Below are 14,475 nucleotides of genomic sequence, written 5' to 3'. Positions count from 1 at the left end.
CAGAAGACCCCGCCCAGCCGACGGCGTTCCCCCGCGTCACGCAGTCGGTTAGCCTGCACGCATGAGTATCCGTCCGCCCACTGCAGCCGGGAGCGCCTGGATCGGCCGCACCATCGGCGTCCTGCGCTCTCTGTTCATCTATCGCCGCCCGGGGCGCCAGCGCGGTCTGCAGCGCATGTATGGCCCGTTCGTCCATGCCGGTGACCTGGTCTTCGATATTGGAGCGCATGTGGGCGACCGCACCCGCGCATTCGCGGCCCTCGGGGCGCGCGTGATCGCCCTGGAGCCCCAGCCCCAGCTGCTGCCGTGGCTGCGCCGGGCGGTACGTGGCCGGCCCGGTATCGCGATACGCCGCGAGGCCGCCGGCCCAGCGCCCGGCAGCGCGCGCCTGCAGGTGAGCCGCCGCCACCCCACGGTCTCCTCCGCCTCGCGGTCCTGGGTGCGCTCACTCGGGCAACGCAATCGCAGCTTCCGCCACGTACGCTGGGATGACGAGATCACAGTGCCAATGATCACCCTGGACCAGCTGATCGAGGAGTACGGTACACCCCGTTTCTGCAAGATCGATGTGGAGGGGCTGGAGGCAGAGGTGCTGCGCGGACTGAGCCACCCGATACCGGCCCTGTCCTTCGAGTTCGTAGCCGGTGCCCTGGAGGTGACTGCCGACTGCCTGCAACAGCTCGCCAGCCTCGGCACATACGAGTTCAACCTGATCCGGGGCGAACGGCGCACCTTTGAATTCCACGACTGGCAAAGCAGCACCGAAATCCTCACCTGGCTCGAGGCACACGGCGAGCGGCTCGGCTCCGGGGACCTCTACGCACGCCTGTGCCCTTGACGCCTCCCGCGCCAGCGGCAAGGCTTGCCCCATGGATACCGAATCCCTCCCCTGGTGGCAAACGCTAACCAGCCGCGAGATTGCCGCACGTGCCGGACGTGGCGCGGTCGCGATCCTGCCGTTGTCGGCGATCGAACAGCACGGCCCGCATTTACCGCTTGAGACCGATCATCGCATCGGGCTGGGGCTGCTGGGCGCCGCCCACGCGAGGCTTGGCGAAGAACCTGCGCGGTTAATCCTGCCGCCCATGTGTGTCGCCACCAGCAACGAACATACGGGGTTTCCCGGCACCCTGACCCTGCGCCCCGAGACCGCCCTGGACACCCTGCGCGACCTCGGTCACAGCGTGGCCTCCAGCGGATTCCGTCGCCTGCTGCTGGTCAACAGTCATGGTGGCAACACCGCCATCTGCGACCTTGCCGCCCTCGAACTGCGACAGCAGCAGGGCCTGCTGGTCGCCAAGCATCACTATTTCCTGCAACCGCTGCCGGATGACCTGGGCATCCCCGCACGGGAACAGCGCCATGGTCTGCACGGGGGCCAGATCGAGACGGCCATGATGCTGGCACTGGCACCGGATCGGGTGCATCTTGATGCGGCTGCGAACACAGCGTCGCTGGGCGAGACCCTGGCCGACACACTCGAACACCTGGAACCCGAGGGTCGGGTCGCCTTTGCCTGGATGGCGCGCGATCTGAATCCAGCCGGGGTGGTCGGCAACGCCGGCGCCGCCACAGAGAAGCTGGGCCGAGCACTGGTCGCCCACTATGCCGAATCGCTGGCCGCCGCGATTCGCGACACGGCCGGCTTTGATCTGGGGCAACTCGCGCCCTGACCCGCAGACCGGGGCACCAGCCTGTCTGCCAGCGCTCGCACGGACAGGCCGCAACGCCGCCAATGAGTCGGTGTAGCGCTACCCGCGCTCGGCCTCGGAGGCCAACAACTCCTGCAGCCAGTGCCCACCGCGGTCGGCCTTGGTACTAAGATAGCGCAGATTATGCGGGTTCAGCTTGCCGTGTACCGGCTCGCGCGCTACCACGTCGATTCCACCCGCGCGCAGCGCCTCGATCTTGCCAGGATTGTTGGTCAGCAGGCGCACGCTGTCGATACCGAGAAACTCGAGCATCTCCACCGCCGCGTCGTAACGCCGGCCATCCGCCTCGAAGCCCAGCTGGCAGTCGGAGTCGATCGTGTCCAGCCCGGCCGACTGCATGGTATAGGCTCGCAGCTTGTTGGCCAGACCGATCCCGCGACCCTCCTGGGCCAGATACAGCAACACCCCGCCGCCGGATGCGTTGATCGTCTTCACCCCCAGGCGCAGCTGGTCGCCACAGTCGCACCGCAGGCTCCCGAACAAATCCCCCGTCAGGCAGGCCGAGTGCAGCCGCACCGGCACCGCATCCGGCCAGTCGCGCGGCTCGCCGATCAGCACCGCCACATGTTCCAGGATGCCGTTCCCCTCGCGGAACAGCATGAAGCGCGTGACCGGGGCATCCGCAAGCGGCACCGGGGCCTCGCTGACATAGGCCAGCTCGAGACGCGGATGCTCGGATACGGCACGCGCCTCCTGTTCATCCACATCCAGGAACATGCCGTCGGACAGGGCCGAGGTAATCGCCTCGGGCACCGGATCGGGGACCGGCGTGGCCACCACGGCCGGCAGCAACCGACCCGCCCGCGCCAGCTCCAAAGCCGCGACCTCCGCCGGAAGGGCACGGGTGACGGTCGCATGGCCAAGGCCCGCATCCGGCTGTGCACCCTCGTTCGAGGCCTCGGGCGCACTTGCCAGGGTGAACAGCGCCTCCGGCTCGGTATCCGGCGCAAACTCCAGCGCCACTCCCTCCCAGCCCTCGGCCAGGGGTTCCGACCAGCCCATTGCGGAGGCTCGGTGCGCCGTTAGAATCAGGCGAGGACCCGACCCGGTCATGTGGGTCAGACGATCCAGCAGAATCGGGGTCAGACCTTCTACGGCCGCAACGAGTACACTCAATTGCGAACCACTGACCAGGACCGGATGGCCCCGTCGAAGATCAAAGATCCCGCGATCGGCATTGTGCATCGGGTGTTTCCATAGGGAGTTTTGTTTATGACCAGTCCGCGAACCGTGAATTCCCCGGCCCGCCTCACCGCCCCGACCGGACGGCCCGTATCGGCCCGTAGCCTACCGCAAGTGGCCGGCCACGGTCCTGAAACCCCGGTTTTCGCGGCATGACGGCCTACCCCGTCTCCGAGGAACAGGCCTGGCGCTGGCTCCTGGCCCGGCGTGCCGATCCCGGTTGCTGTCCGCTGCCCGGCCCCCTGGCCCCGGCGGCTCACGATCTCCTGGAACTGTACGGACCGATCGTCGAAGCCCCCCGGATTGCCGTCGCCCAGCTGGCGCAAAGCCTCGACGGCCGTATCGCGACGCAGAACGGGCATTCGCAGTACGTCACCGGCCCCGAGGACATCGAACACCTGCACCGACTACGTGCCCTGGTAGATGCCGTGGTCGTGGGCGCCAGCACGGTGGTCGCAGACGACCCGCGCCTGACCGTACGCAAGGCCGAGGGGGACAACCCGGTTCGCGTCATCCTCGATCCGCAGGGACGCATTCACCCGGAGGCTCACGTCTACCAGCATCCTGAAGTGAAGACACTGGTCCTGCACGCAGCGGGCTGCGGTCCCTGCAACCGGCTCGCGCAGATCGAGTGCATGGAGCTCCCCACCGGGCATGATGGCCACTTCGATCCGGCCGTCATTCGCGACCGTCTGGCTGCCATCGGTCTGAATCGCCTGCTGATCGAGGGCGGCGGTCAGACCGTCTCACGATTCCTGCAGGCCGACACCCTGGACCGCCTGCACCTGACCATCGCCCCGATGCTGATTGGCTCCGGCCGCCCCGGCATTCGCCTGCCCGAGATCACCCACCTCGATCAGGCCCTGCGGCCGCCCTGCCGCATCTTCGGCCTGGGCGCCGACACCCTGTTCGACCTGGACCTGCACAGCAAGCCCTGATCCTTCGCCTCCGGGGAGGGGGCGTTTCTGTCTGCGCTCAGGCCAGGTTTTCGCGAATGGCGCGCGACACGGCGTCCAGCTCGGCCGGGACCTTGGTCGGCTGCACGACGCTCTGCGCGATCGCCGTGTCCGGGTCTTTCAGGCCGTTTCCGGTCAACGTGCAGACGACGGTGGAGCCTTCCGGGATCCTGCCCTCGCGGATATCGCGCAGGGCGCCGGCCAGCGATGCGGCCGACGCCGGTTCGCAGAAGACGCCCTCGCGCTCCGCCAGCAGCTTCTGCGCCGCCAGGATCTCGTCATCCTGGCACTCGTCGAACCAGCCGCCGGACTCCTCGCGCACCTTCCAGGCCATGTCCCAGGACTGCGGGTGACCAATGCGGATGGCCGTGGCCACGGTATCCGGGTTGTCCACCATCGCACCGCGCATGAACGGCGCGGAGCCCGCCGCCTGGTAGCCGACCATATGCGGGCGATTGCCGACCATCCCGCCCCCGGCATACTTGCAATGGCCATTGCAGTAGGCACAGGCATCGGTCACGTCGTCGCTGCCCTTGGCCGCTATTTCGCTGTAGCCGATCCAGTGCGCGGTGATGTTGCCGGCGTTGCCCACCGGCAGACAGTGATAATCCGGGGCGCGGCCCAGTTCCTCGACAATCTCGAAGGCGGCGGTCTTCTGCCCCTGCAGGCGGTACGGGTTGACCGAGTTCACCAGCGTGACCGGCGTATTCGAGGCGACTTCCTTCACCAGGCGCATGCCGTCATCGAAGTTGCCTTCGATCTGGATCACGGTGGCGCCGTGCATCATCGCCTGCGCCAGCTTGCCCATCGCGATCTTGCCGTCCGGGATCACCACGAACGCGGTAATCCCGGCGCGCGCGGCATACGCGGCCGCCGCGGCCGAGGTGTTGCCGGTAGAGGCACAGACAATCGCCCGCGAGCCCTCTTCTACCGCCTTGGTCACGGCCATGGTCATGCCGCGGTCCTTGAATGACCCGGTCGGGTTCAGGCCCTCGAACTTCACGTAGATCTCGACCTCCCGCGAAAGCTCGCGCGGGATGTTGTTCAGCCGGATCAACGGCGTGTTGCCCTCGCCCAGCGAGATGATGCGAGTGTCGTCATGCACCGGCAGGCGGTCGCGGTAACGTTCGATCAGTCCGGTATAACGGTGTCCAAAGGCCATGATGTTCTCTGTCGTTGCGGTTACAGACCGGGCGCCGGGGTCAGCGCGCCAGCCCTTCCATGCGGATGCGGGTAATCGGGGTCAGCAGGTGATCCAGCGCCTCCAGCGCGGCGATCGCCTCGTTCATCGCGCCCTCGCGCACCTTGTGCGTCAACATGATGATCGTGGCCTCGCCACGCTCCGGGTCCGGCTCGCGTTGCAGGATCGCCTCGATGCTGATGCCGTGCTCGCCGAGGATGCGGGTGATGTCCGCGAGCACACCCGGACGATCCTGGGTGCGCAGGCGCAGGTAGAACGACGTCTCGACGTCCGCCAGGTCCAGAACGGGCCTGTCTGACAAGGCATCCGGCTGGAACGCCAGATGGGGCACCCGGTTCTCGGGATCGGTCGTCAGGGCGCGCACCACATCGACCAGATCGGCGACCACCGCCGAGGCCGTAGCCTCTGCGCCTGCACCCGCGCCGTAGTACAGCGTCGGGCCGACGGCGTCGGCATTGACCAGGACCGCGTTCATCACCCCGTCCACGTTGGCAATCAGCCGGCGCTCCGGAATCAGCGTCGGGTGCACCCGCAGCTCGTACCCCTGCGCCGCACGCCGGGCAATGCCCAGGTGCTTGATGCGATAGCCCAGCTCGGCGGCAAAGCCGACATCCTCGCGGGTGATACTGCTGATGCCCTCGACCGCGACACGGTCGAACTGCAGGGGAATGCCGAAGGCGATGGAGGCCAGGATCGCCAGCTTGTGCGCCGCATCGATCCCCTCGACATCGAAAGTCGGGTCGGCCTCGGCATAGCCCAGCGCCTGGGCCTCGGCCAGTACGTCGTCGAAGTCGCGACCCTTGTCGCGCATTTCGGTCAGGATGAAGTTGCCGGTGCCATTGATGATGCCGGCCAGCCATTCGATCTGGTTGCCGGCCAGGCCCTCGCGGATCGCCTTAATGATCGGGATGCCCCCGGCCACGGCCGCTTCGAACGCCACCATCACGCCCCGCTGCTGCGCGCGCTCGAAGATCGCGTTGCCATGCAGTGCAATCAGGGCCTTGTTGGCCGTGACCACGTGCTTGCCGGCGTCGATGGCCGCCAGCACCAGGTTCAGCGCCGGGTCGGTACCGCCCATCAGTTCAACAACGACCTCAACCTCGGGGTCGTTGACCACCGCCGCCGGGTCCGTCGTCAGGCGGATGCCGGAACCGTCGCAGTCACGCTCGCGTTCGATATCACGGGCAGCAGCCGCCACCACCTCGATTGCACGTCCCGCACGGCGGGCAATCTCGGTGCCGTTGCGCTCCAGCACATTGACCGTGCCGCAGCCAACCGTCCCCAGCCCCAGAATTCCGATCTTTACCGGCGTCATATAACCCTTTGCTCTAATTGCGCCGGACCGCAGCACCGGCCCGGCATGTTGCCGAAAATGGTGAAGTGCTACTGCGCCTGATCGGGCGTGGCCGACGCAGGCGCCGCATCCGCCAGAATGGAATCGGCGCGGAACATGGCCTTGATGCCGCGCAAGGCCTGGCGGGTGCGCTGCTCGTTTTCGATCAGGCTGAAGCGCACGTGGTCATCGCCGTAGTTACCGAAGCCAACCCCCGGTGAGACTGCCACCTTGGCATCCCGCAGCAGCTTCTTGGCAAACTCCAGCGAACCCATCTCGCGGTAGGGCTCCGGGATCGGCGCCCACACGAACATCGTCGCCTTCGGCTTTTCCACCTGCCAGCCCAACTTGTTCAGGCCCTCGCACAGCACGTCCCGGCGCACCCGGTAGAGTTCGCGGATCTCCTCGACGCAGTCCTGCGGCCCCTCCAGCGCGGCAATCGCAGCTACCTGGATCGGGGTGAAGGTGCCGTAGTCGAGATACGACTTGATGCGCGCCAGCGCCGCCACCAGCGTCGGGTTGCCGCACATGAAGCCCACCCGCCAGCCGGGCATGTTGTAGGTCTTGGACAGGGTGTAGAACTCCACTGCGATGTCCTTCGCACCCGGCACCTCGAAAATCGACGGGGCCTTGTAGCCGTCAAAGCTGATCTCCGCATAGGCCAGATCGTGCACAATCCAGATGCCGTGTTCCTTGCAGATCGCCACGACCCGTTCAAAGAATTCGCGATCCACGCACTGCGTGGTCGGGTTGGCCGGGAAGTTCAGAATCAGCATCTTCGGCTTCGGCCAGGAATCCTGGATCGCGCGCTCCAGCTCGGCAAAGAAATCCACGTCCGGGGTCAGCGGCACGTGGCGGACATCCGCCCCGGCAATCACACAGCCATAGGGGTGGATCGGATAGGCCGGATTCGGCACCAGTACCGCATCGCCCGGACCCAGGGTGGCCAGGGCCAGGTGCGCCAGCCCCTCCTTGGAACCGATGGTCACAATCGCCTCGGTCTCGGGGTCCAGGTCCACGTCGAACTGCGTCTTGTACCAGCGGGTAATCGCCCGACGCAGCCGCGGGATGCCCTTGGAAACGGAATAGCGGTGGGTGTCGCCCCGCTGCGCCGCCTCGCACAACTTATCCACGATATGCGGCGGGGTCGGCTGATCCGGGTTGCCCATGCCGAAGTCGATGATGTCCTCGCCTCGGGCTCGGGCCTCGGCCTTCAACTGGTTCACGATGTTGAAGACGTAGGGAGGAAGGCGCTCGATACGGGGGAAGGCGTCGGTCACGGGTCTGGATCCTGGTTGGGGCCGGGTTGGGGCCTGCGGCGCTTTGCGGGGCCATTCGACAACACGCGCAAGCGTATCGCCACCCCCTCCGGATGCCGCACCGGAAAACGCGCCAAAGTATAACCCGGACCCGCACCTGTCAACGAATCGACCACCCCGAACAGACCCGGATCCAGGGCGGCTTCTTGAGCGATATCGACCCGTGGAGTAGCTTAGCCTCATGTTGTTTTCTGAAGTGACCAGCGACGAATCCTATATCGTCACCGGCTACGAGCCCGGCAAGGTCGGGATCAATCAGGTCGCCTATACCCGCAGCCTGATCGTACGTCCGAACGCCCTGCAGGCGCAGTGGCCGGTCGATACCGTCCGGGATCTGACCCTGCCGGATCTGCAGTCGGTGCTGGACACGCCACCGGAGGTCCTGCTGATCGGCACCGGCCTGCACCAGCAATTTCCCGACCGTACGGTCTGGCGCCACCTGCGTGAACAGGGCATGGGGGTGGAGATCATGGATACGGCCGCTGCCTGCCGAACGTACAACCTGATCATGGCCGAAGGCCGCGACGTGGCCGCAGCGTTGATCATCGACGGCGACTGACCCCGGCCGGCTCAGGCGTTCGGAAGCACCTCGTCGCCCTTCATCCCGCGCGACTCCAGCAACTTGCGCAGCCGCTTTAGGGCATCCATCTGGATCTGGCGCACACGTTCGCGGGTTACGCCGATCTCCGCACCCACCTGCTCCAGGGTCGAACGCTCGAACCCATGCAGTCCAAAGCGACGCACCAGCACCTCGCGCTGCTTGTCGTCCAGCTCGCCCAGCCATTCCCCCACCAGGTGCTGAATATCCTGATCCTCCAGCAGGGTGGACGGTTCCGGGGCATTTGCATCCGCCAGGACGTCGGTTAACGAGCGGTCGCCGTCCGGCCCCGAAGGCAGGTCCATGGACGTCGAGGGCTCCGACATCGCCCGCAGTTTCTGGATTTCCGCCACCGGCTTGCCCAGGCGCCGCGCCAGTTCATCCTCGGTGGGGTCGCGGCCCAGTTCCTGGGTCATGCTGCGCGCGACCCGGGCATGCATCCGCAATTCCTTGTTCACATGCACCGGGATACGGATGGTGCGCGCCTGGTTCATCAGTGCGCGCTCTATGGTCTGGCGAATCCACCAGGTGGCGTAGGTGGAGAAACGGAAGCCGCGCTCCGGGTCGAATTTCTCCACCGCGTGCATCAGCCCGAGGTTGCCCTCCTCGATCAGATCAAGAAGCGGGAGGCCGCGATTCAGGTAACGCCGGGCAATCTTCACCACCAGACGCAGATTGCATTCGATCATGCGGCGACGCCCCGATTCGTCGCCAGCACGCGCCAGACGGGCGTACTTGCGTTCTTCTTCGGGGGTCAGGAGCGGGCGGTATTCGATATCGCGCAGGTAGATCTGGATCGCGTCCAGCTCGGCCGGACGGGCATCCCGCAGGGCACGCAGCGGCTCCGGGCTCTCGTCTTTCGATTCCGGATCGGCCTGCACCGCGCCCGGCTCCGCCGGGTCTTCGCCCTTCACCACGTCCTCGGCTTCAGCTACAGCATCGGCATCGGTCGGTTCCGCGGCCTCAATGGCTGTCGTAGCACCCAACACAGATTCCGGCATCAGGCTGTAATCGTCCAGTACCGGATCCACCGGCTGCAGGGTCTTGGCCATATCGTATTCTGCTCTTGGGAAACACTGACTCATGTACACACTCGCGGCTGAGTCGCTTTTGCGTGCGTCTCAACGCTCCGGCAGATAACGCGCCGGGTCCACAGGCGATCCATCCACCCGGATCTCGAAATGCAGCATCGGGCGCTCGCTTCCCGAGGAGCCCAGACGCGCAATGGTCTGCCCCGCCTGCACCTGGTCACCCTCCGATACCAGCAGCTCGTCGTTGTGCCCGTAAGCGCTGAGAAAACGGTCATCGTGCTTGAGGATGATCAATCGACCATACCCCACGAGACCGCCACCTGCATAGACCACCTCGCCGGCCCGCGTTGCCCGGACATCATCTCCGCGTTCACCTCCGATCCCCACTCCCCGCCGTGTGCCACTGCTGGAGAATGTCCGCAACACCTCGCCATCGGCCGGCCAGTGCCAGCCCCCAGCGTCACGGGGGGCAGGAGAGCTCGCCGGTTCCGATGGCGCTTCGGAAGGCGTCGAGGACGAGGGACCGGGGCTCGAGGACGTCGCCGCGCGGTCCTGCTCGCGCCGCGGCGGCTCCGCGTCGGACGCGGGCTGCGCCGCCGTCCGTGTGGGTGCCCGCTGCGGCACCGCGGGCGGCGACGCGCGCACCGCTCCGCGCAGACGCAGGCGTTGTCCCGGATAAATCAGGTAAGGCGCACTGATCGCATTGCGTTCCGCCAGAGCGCGCCATTCCAGGCCATAGCGCCGGGCAATGCGGTACAGCGTCTCGTCGCGCTGAACCACGTGCGTCTCGGGTACGGAAGCCACGCCGGGCGCACGCGCCGCGCAGCCCGCCACCAGCCCCGCCACCAGAATCAGCAGCAGGCTGGCCAGCAGAACCTCTACCGCAGACTGCCGCATCAGTCCATGACCAGGTAAAATGCCATCGCAAGCGCCAGCAGGACCACGGAGGCCCAGCCCAGGCGTTCCATGTAGGGCCGCAAATAGGTCTCGGCCCTGGGCCCGGCCCATGCCATCACCAGCGCAACCAGGAAAAAGCGCAGCCCCCGACCCAGCAACGACGCGATCACGAAGGGCAACAAGGCCATGGATAACGCGCCCGCCGTCACGGTGAACAGCTTGTAGGGAATCGGGGAAAAGCCCGCCACCAGGACCACCCACACTCCCCATGTCGCAAACCATGCCTCGGCCTGCTGCAATTCCGGGCCGTAGCCGATCTGTTCCAGCCATGGGCCGATCCATTCAAAGGCCAGCCATCCGATCACGTAGCCCAGCATACCGCCCAGAACGGAAAACACCGTGGTCAGCGCCGCCAGGCGCCAGGCCGAAGCCGGGCGAGCCGCGGCCATGGGCGCCAGCATCACGTCCGGAGGCACGGGAAAGAACGAGGATTCCGCAAACGACAGCCCCGCCAGATAGCGCGGGGCATAACGATGCCGGGACCAGCTCATCACCCGGTCGTACAGGGGCTCAAAGAGTTTCATTGATCTCCCGGCACCCCGGTCCACTCGTATGTGTGCGCATACGCCCATGCGCCAGGATCACTGCTCGGCCCCCGGCAACATGGGCACAAACATCACGGCATCGAGGATGTCACGTACAAAGGCTTCTTCAGTCCGTGTATAACGCACCAGCTGCTGACGCCCGCTTCCGGACTCCACCGGCGCCACCAGTCGCCCATCGGGCGCCAACTGCATCAGCAGGGTCTCCGGCACTTCCCGCGGTGCGGCCGTCAGGATGATACCGTCAAATGGTGCGCGCTCCGGCCAGCCCTCATTGCCATCACCATGACGCAGGTTCACGTTATTGATGCCCAGCTGACTCAACAGCTCGCGGGCATCACGACTGAGCACCTGGATACGCTCCACCGAGTACACCCGACCCACGAGTTGCGCCAGCACTGCGGCCTGGTAACCGGAGCCGGTACCCACTTCCAGCACCTTGCGCAACGGCCCGCCTTCCAGCAGTGCCTCGGTCATACGCGCCACGATGAACGGCTGCGAGATCGTCTGGCGATGGCCGATCGGCAGCGCCGTGTTTTCGTAGGCGCGATGACGCAATGCCTCTTCCACAAACAGGTGGCGCGGGATGGTCCGCATCACCTCCAGCACCCGCGGGTCGCCGATGCCCTGCTCCTCCAGCAAGCGGACGAGGCGGTCCCGGGCGCGCTGCGAGGTCAGCCCGGCGCCGGCGGCATCAGACGCCATGGCCAGTCTCCGGCAACGAGTCATCCAGCCAGCGCCCCACCGTATCGATGGCATCAAAGCGCGTCAGATCCACCTGAATGGGTGTAACCGAGACATACCCCTCACGCACCGCATGGAAATCGGTCCCGGGGCCGGCATCCTGCTCGGGACCGGCCGGCCCGACCCAGTAGATCGGCCGGCCACGCGGATCCTCGTCCGCGATCATCGGCTCGGCCCGGTGCCGGTGTCCCAGCCGGGTCGATTGCACCCCGCGGATCTCGTTGCGCGGCAAATCGGGGACATTCACGTTCAGGATAGTTGCCGCCGGCAGCGGCACGCGATGGATACGATCCAGCAATTCAACCACAACGCTTGCCGCGGCCTCGTAATGCCGCAGTTCCGTCCCGACCAGAGACACCGCAATCGCCGGGAGCCCCAGGAACCGCCCCTCCATCGCTGCCGCCACGGTGCCGGAATAGAGCACATCATCCCCCATGTTCGCACCCGCGTTGATACCCGAAATCACGACATCGGGTTCCTGTTGCAGCAACCCCGTAATCGCCAGATGAACACAATCCGTCGGGGTCCCGTCGACCTGCACATCGCCCCCGGCCAGATGCCGGGTGCGCAGCGGCCGCACCAGCGTCAGGCTGTTACTGGCACCACTGCGATCGCGATCCGGGGCCACGACCGAAACATCCGCGATTCGACGCAGGTGGTTCGCCAGGCACTGGATGCCCGGGGCGTGGATTCCATCGTCGTTGCTTACCAGAATGCGCATGCAGGAACAGGCCGTTGAGCGAGCTATCAATATACTGGAAACAGACAGCAACTGATCACCTCTCTCATCCACGGCCGCGCGCAATCGCGTCCGCCCCCCGAAAAATGCGATTATCCTGCCATGAACTCCGGGGACGATCCCAACGATTCCGACGAATTCCTGCAGGCCATCGGCCATGTACGCCGACTGCACAGCGATCGGGCCGACGTGCACCCGCCACGACCGCCCGCGCGCGCGCTCCAGCGCGATGCCGACGAAGCCCAGGCCCATGCCGACTGGCTTAGCGACCCGCTCGGCACGACCGACCTGCAACCCGGCGACGAACTCCGCTTTGCGCGTCCCGGCATCAGTCAGCGTGTGTTTCGCAAGCTGCGCGGCGGCCACTATCGTATTCAGGACGAGCTTGACCTTCACGGACTGTTCGCCGACGAGGCCCGCCGCGCCGTCGGGATGTTCCTGGATGACGCCCGCTGCAACGGCGCCCTCTGCGTGCGCATCGTGCACGGCAAGGGTCTGCGCTCGCGCCAGCAGGGAGCGGTGCTCAAGGGACTGACCGACCACTGGCTGCGCCAGCGCGATGACGTCCTCGCCTTCTGCTCCGCACGACCCGCCGACGGCGGCACGGGTGCCGTTTACATCCTGCTCAAACGCCCGCGGAACCCCGGCACCAACCCACGCTGAAGGCCGAGCGAACACGGCCGGTTCAGACCCCGCGCTGCAGCCGGGCGTGCCGGGTCGACAGGCTCCTGGCCGCGGCGCCAGTCGGTTCGCATTTTGTGATCTGCTTGCTTAGACTTGGTCTTGATTTCAATGGGCGGCGTATGTGATCCGCATGTGGATGCACGCGTGATTTCTGCACGCCGACTCTTGCATTTATCCCGTAACCGGCCCAGTATCTGTACAAGTCTTGTACAAGCTTAAGCACGCAACGCCCACAGCACTGCGAGGAATATGTCATGAAGAATCGAAATCTTGCCCCCCTGGCCCTCGGCCTGCTGGCATTCACCCTTGGCAGCGGTTCCGCGAGTGCCGGCGGTTCGATGCCCCAGCTCAGTCAGGAAGACCTCCAGGAACGCATCGCGGCCAATCGCGAGGCCATCCAGCAATTCGCCCAGTCCCTGCAGGGCGAACTGATGTCCGCCATGCAGTCCGGTGGCCCGACCGAGGCAATCCAGGTCTGCAACGAACGCGCGCCGGAGATCGCCCGCGACATCTCCGCAGAGACCGGCATCGATATCGGACGTACCAGCCTCAAGCTGCGCAACCCGGATAACGCCCCGGATCGCTGGGAGCGACTGACCCTCCAGGGCTTCGAGGCCCAGCATGCGGCCGGCATGCCCGCGGCGGACCTGCCGCCGCGCTATGGTGTGGTCGAGTCGGACGAAGGCCAGCCCGAGTTCCGCTTCATGGCCGCCATCCCGACCGGCGGGGCCTGCCTGGTCTGCCACGGCTCCAATGTCAGTGGCGACGTCAAGCACGCCCTCGAACGCCTGTACCCCGACGATCAGGCCACGGGCTACAGCGAAGGCCAGGTGCGCGGCGCGTTTACCATCACTCAGGAAATGTAACCGCGCCCCGCATACAGCCTGACAAGGGCCGCCTTCGGGCGGCCTTTTTTCGTTCGCGACCGGCATGCGGCGACACCGGGCTGAATACAAAGGCATCCGATCGTGCTATTTTCATGCCATACCCGCTGGGCAGCCCCTGCACCAACCTTCGTACCAACCCCATGCCATGACGCGAACGATTGACGCCGAACTGCTTGCCCTCGCCGTGGATGCCTCCAACGACGGCATCGTCATCGCCGAACGTGAGGGCGACGACAACATCCTCATTTATGTGAACCACGCATTCGAGGAGCTGACCGGGTACCACTCCGAAGAAATCCTGTATCGCGATTGCCGATTCCTGCAGGGCGACGACACCGATCAGGAGGCACGCCATCAGATCCGCGAGGCCCTCGCGGAAAACCGCCCCTGCCGGGTCACCCTGCGTAATTACCGCAAGGACGGCCGACTGTTCTGGAACGAGCTGTCCCTGACCCCGGTATTCAACGACGAAGACCGCCTGACCTATTACATCGGCATCCAGAAAGACATTACCGACCGGGTCGAGGCCGAGCAACGCGCCGAGCGCGCCGAACGCCAGCTCAAGAGTTCGGCCTGACGCCGCCGCACGG

At 65.9% G+C, this 14,475-nt stretch carries 16 protein-coding genes; 7 read left to right on the top strand and 9 right to left on the bottom strand.

The features are described 5' to 3' along the window. Positions 1 to 61: 61 nt before the first annotated feature. Positions 62 to 838, top strand: a complete 777-nt coding sequence (locus G332_RS0105960; protein WP_019626088.1) for an FkbM family methyltransferase — start codon at positions 62 to 64, stop codon at positions 836 to 838. Positions 839 to 869: 31 nt separating this feature from the next. After that, positions 870 to 1,673 (top strand): creatininase family protein, encoded by an 804-nt coding sequence (locus tag G332_RS0105955; protein WP_019626087.1) that lies wholly within the window; start codon positions 870 to 872, stop codon positions 1,671 to 1,673. Between the two features lie 78 nt (positions 1,674 to 1,751). Here G332_RS0105955 and ribA read toward each other — a convergent pair whose 3' ends face one another. Next, positions 1,752 to 2,897: a GTP cyclohydrolase II RibA gene (gene ribA, locus G332_RS0105950; RefSeq protein WP_019626086.1), complete on the bottom strand. Its 1,146-nt coding sequence runs from the start codon at positions 2,895 to 2,897 to the stop codon at positions 1,752 to 1,754. Positions 2,898 to 3,046: 149 nt separating this feature from the next. Here ribA and G332_RS0105945 point away from each other — a divergent pair, with 149 nt between their 5' ends. After that, positions 3,047 to 3,832 carry a RibD family protein gene (locus G332_RS0105945; protein ID WP_019626085.1) on the top strand — a complete coding sequence of 262 codons (786 nt, stop codon included), beginning with the start codon at positions 3,047 to 3,049 and terminating at the stop codon, positions 3,830 to 3,832. 37 nt (positions 3,833 to 3,869) lie between these two features. Here G332_RS0105945 and thrC read toward each other — a convergent pair whose 3' ends face one another. From thrC to alaC, 3 genes are all read right to left on the bottom strand, one after another. Continuing rightward, positions 3,870 to 5,012 (bottom strand): threonine synthase, encoded by a 1,143-nt coding sequence (gene thrC, locus G332_RS0105940; RefSeq protein WP_019626084.1) that lies wholly within the window; start codon positions 5,010 to 5,012, stop codon positions 3,870 to 3,872. A gap of 40 nt (positions 5,013 to 5,052) precedes the next feature. Beyond that, a complete protein-coding gene (locus G332_RS0105935; protein ID WP_019626083.1) occupies positions 5,053 to 6,366 on the bottom strand; it encodes a homoserine dehydrogenase in 1,314 nt (437 codons plus the stop codon). Between the two features lie 68 nt (positions 6,367 to 6,434). Then, positions 6,435 to 7,664, bottom strand: coding sequence for an alanine transaminase (alaC, locus tag G332_RS0105930; RefSeq protein ID WP_019626082.1), 1,230 nt, complete (start codon positions 7,662 to 7,664; stop codon positions 6,435 to 6,437). A 220-nt stretch (positions 7,665 to 7,884) separates the two neighbouring features. Between alaC and G332_RS0105925 the strand changes: the two genes are divergently transcribed. After that, positions 7,885 to 8,262: an Mth938-like domain-containing protein gene (locus tag G332_RS0105925; RefSeq protein ID WP_019626081.1), complete on the top strand. Its 378-nt coding sequence runs from the start codon at positions 7,885 to 7,887 to the stop codon at positions 8,260 to 8,262. 11 nt (positions 8,263 to 8,273) lie between these two features. Here the strand turns inward: G332_RS0105925 and rpoS are convergent, their stop codons facing one another. The 5 genes from rpoS to surE form a co-directional block, all read right to left on the bottom strand. Continuing rightward, the gene (gene rpoS / locus G332_RS0105920) at positions 8,274 to 9,353 is read right to left on the bottom strand and encodes an RNA polymerase sigma factor RpoS (protein ID WP_019626080.1); all 1,080 of its coding nucleotides are present in this window, start codon (positions 9,351 to 9,353) and stop codon (positions 8,274 to 8,276) included. Between the two features lie 69 nt (positions 9,354 to 9,422). Beyond that, positions 9,423 to 10,229, bottom strand: a complete 807-nt coding sequence (locus G332_RS0105915) for a peptidoglycan DD-metalloendopeptidase family protein (protein WP_019626079.1) — start codon at positions 10,227 to 10,229, stop codon at positions 9,423 to 9,425. Beyond that, positions 10,229 to 10,813 (bottom strand): YqaA family protein, encoded by a 585-nt coding sequence (locus tag G332_RS0105910; protein ID WP_019626078.1) that lies wholly within the window; start codon positions 10,811 to 10,813, stop codon positions 10,229 to 10,231. Before G332_RS0105910 ends, G332_RS0105915 begins: the two co-directional genes overlap by 1 nt. A gap of 57 nt (positions 10,814 to 10,870) precedes the next feature. Beyond that, positions 10,871 to 11,536 carry a protein-L-isoaspartate(D-aspartate) O-methyltransferase gene (locus tag G332_RS0105905; protein WP_019626077.1) on the bottom strand — a complete coding sequence of 222 codons (666 nt, stop codon included), beginning with the start codon at positions 11,534 to 11,536 and terminating at the stop codon, positions 10,871 to 10,873. Next, positions 11,526 to 12,296 (bottom strand): 5'/3'-nucleotidase SurE, encoded by a 771-nt coding sequence (gene surE, locus G332_RS0105900; RefSeq protein ID WP_019626076.1) that lies wholly within the window; start codon positions 12,294 to 12,296, stop codon positions 11,526 to 11,528. Before surE ends, G332_RS0105905 begins: the two co-directional genes overlap by 11 nt. Before the next feature lie 120 nt (positions 12,297 to 12,416). Here surE and G332_RS0105895 point away from each other — a divergent pair, with 120 nt between their 5' ends. The 3 genes from G332_RS0105895 to G332_RS0105885 all read left to right on the top strand — a co-directional run bounded on the left by G332_RS0105895 (position 12,417) and on the right by G332_RS0105885 (position 14,462). Continuing rightward, a complete protein-coding gene (locus G332_RS0105895) occupies positions 12,417 to 12,977 on the top strand; it encodes a Smr/MutS family protein (protein ID WP_019626075.1) in 561 nt (186 codons plus the stop codon). 275 nt (positions 12,978 to 13,252) lie between these two features. Next, on the top strand, positions 13,253 to 13,864 hold the full coding sequence (locus G332_RS0105890) for a DUF3365 domain-containing protein (RefSeq protein WP_019626074.1): 612 nt from the start codon (positions 13,253 to 13,255) through the stop codon (positions 13,862 to 13,864). Between the two features lie 166 nt (positions 13,865 to 14,030). Continuing rightward, positions 14,031 to 14,462 carry a PAS sensor domain-containing protein gene (locus G332_RS0105885; RefSeq protein WP_019626073.1) on the top strand — a complete coding sequence of 144 codons (432 nt, stop codon included), beginning with the start codon at positions 14,031 to 14,033 and terminating at the stop codon, positions 14,460 to 14,462. The last annotated feature ends 13 nt before the right edge of the window (positions 14,463 to 14,475 follow it).

The sequence above is a fragment of the Thioalkalivibrio sp. ALJT genome (genome assembly GCF_000381825.1).
GTDB lineage: Bacteria > Pseudomonadota > Gammaproteobacteria > Ectothiorhodospirales > Ectothiorhodospiraceae > Thioalkalivibrio.
Note: the sequence above shows the minus strand (reverse complement) of the source record. Positions and strands in the feature narration are given on the sequence as shown.

Excerpts from the sequence above, each read along its gene's own strand:
- G332_RS0105960 (WP_019626088.1), top strand. The coding sequence starts at position 62 with ATGAGTATCCGTCCGCCCACTGCAGCCGGGAGCGCCTGGATCGGCCGC.
- G332_RS0105955 (WP_019626087.1), top strand. The coding sequence starts at position 870 with ATGGATACCGAATCCCTCCCCTGGTGGCAAACGCTAACCAGCCGCGAG.
- ribA (WP_019626086.1), bottom strand. The coding sequence starts at position 2,897 with ATGCACAATGCCGATCGCGGGATCTTTGATCTTCGACGGGGCCATCCG.
- G332_RS0105945 (WP_019626085.1), top strand. The coding sequence starts at position 3,047 with ATGACGGCCTACCCCGTCTCCGAGGAACAGGCCTGGCGCTGGCTCCTG.
- thrC (WP_019626084.1), bottom strand. The coding sequence starts at position 5,012 with ATGGCCTTTGGACACCGTTATACCGGACTGATCGAACGTTACCGCGAC.
- G332_RS0105935 (WP_019626083.1), bottom strand. The coding sequence starts at position 6,366 with ATGACGCCGGTAAAGATCGGAATTCTGGGGCTGGGGACGGTTGGCTGC.
- G332_RS0105925 (WP_019626081.1), top strand. The coding sequence starts at position 7,885 with ATGTTGTTTTCTGAAGTGACCAGCGACGAATCCTATATCGTCACCGGC.
- rpoS (WP_019626080.1), bottom strand. The coding sequence starts at position 9,353 with ATGGCCAAGACCCTGCAGCCGGTGGATCCGGTACTGGACGATTACAGC.
- G332_RS0105915 (WP_019626079.1), bottom strand. The coding sequence starts at position 10,229 with ATGCGGCAGTCTGCGGTAGAGGTTCTGCTGGCCAGCCTGCTGCTGATT.
- G332_RS0105910 (WP_019626078.1), bottom strand. The coding sequence starts at position 10,813 with ATGAAACTCTTTGAGCCCCTGTACGACCGGGTGATGAGCTGGTCCCGG.
- G332_RS0105905 (WP_019626077.1), bottom strand. The coding sequence starts at position 11,536 with ATGGCGTCTGATGCCGCCGGCGCCGGGCTGACCTCGCAGCGCGCCCGG.
- surE (WP_019626076.1), bottom strand. The coding sequence starts at position 12,296 with ATGCGCATTCTGGTAAGCAACGACGATGGAATCCACGCCCCGGGCATC.
- G332_RS0105895 (WP_019626075.1), top strand. The coding sequence starts at position 12,417 with ATGAACTCCGGGGACGATCCCAACGATTCCGACGAATTCCTGCAGGCC.
- G332_RS0105890 (WP_019626074.1), top strand. The coding sequence starts at position 13,253 with ATGAAGAATCGAAATCTTGCCCCCCTGGCCCTCGGCCTGCTGGCATTC.
- G332_RS0105885 (WP_019626073.1), top strand. The coding sequence starts at position 14,031 with ATGACGCGAACGATTGACGCCGAACTGCTTGCCCTCGCCGTGGATGCC.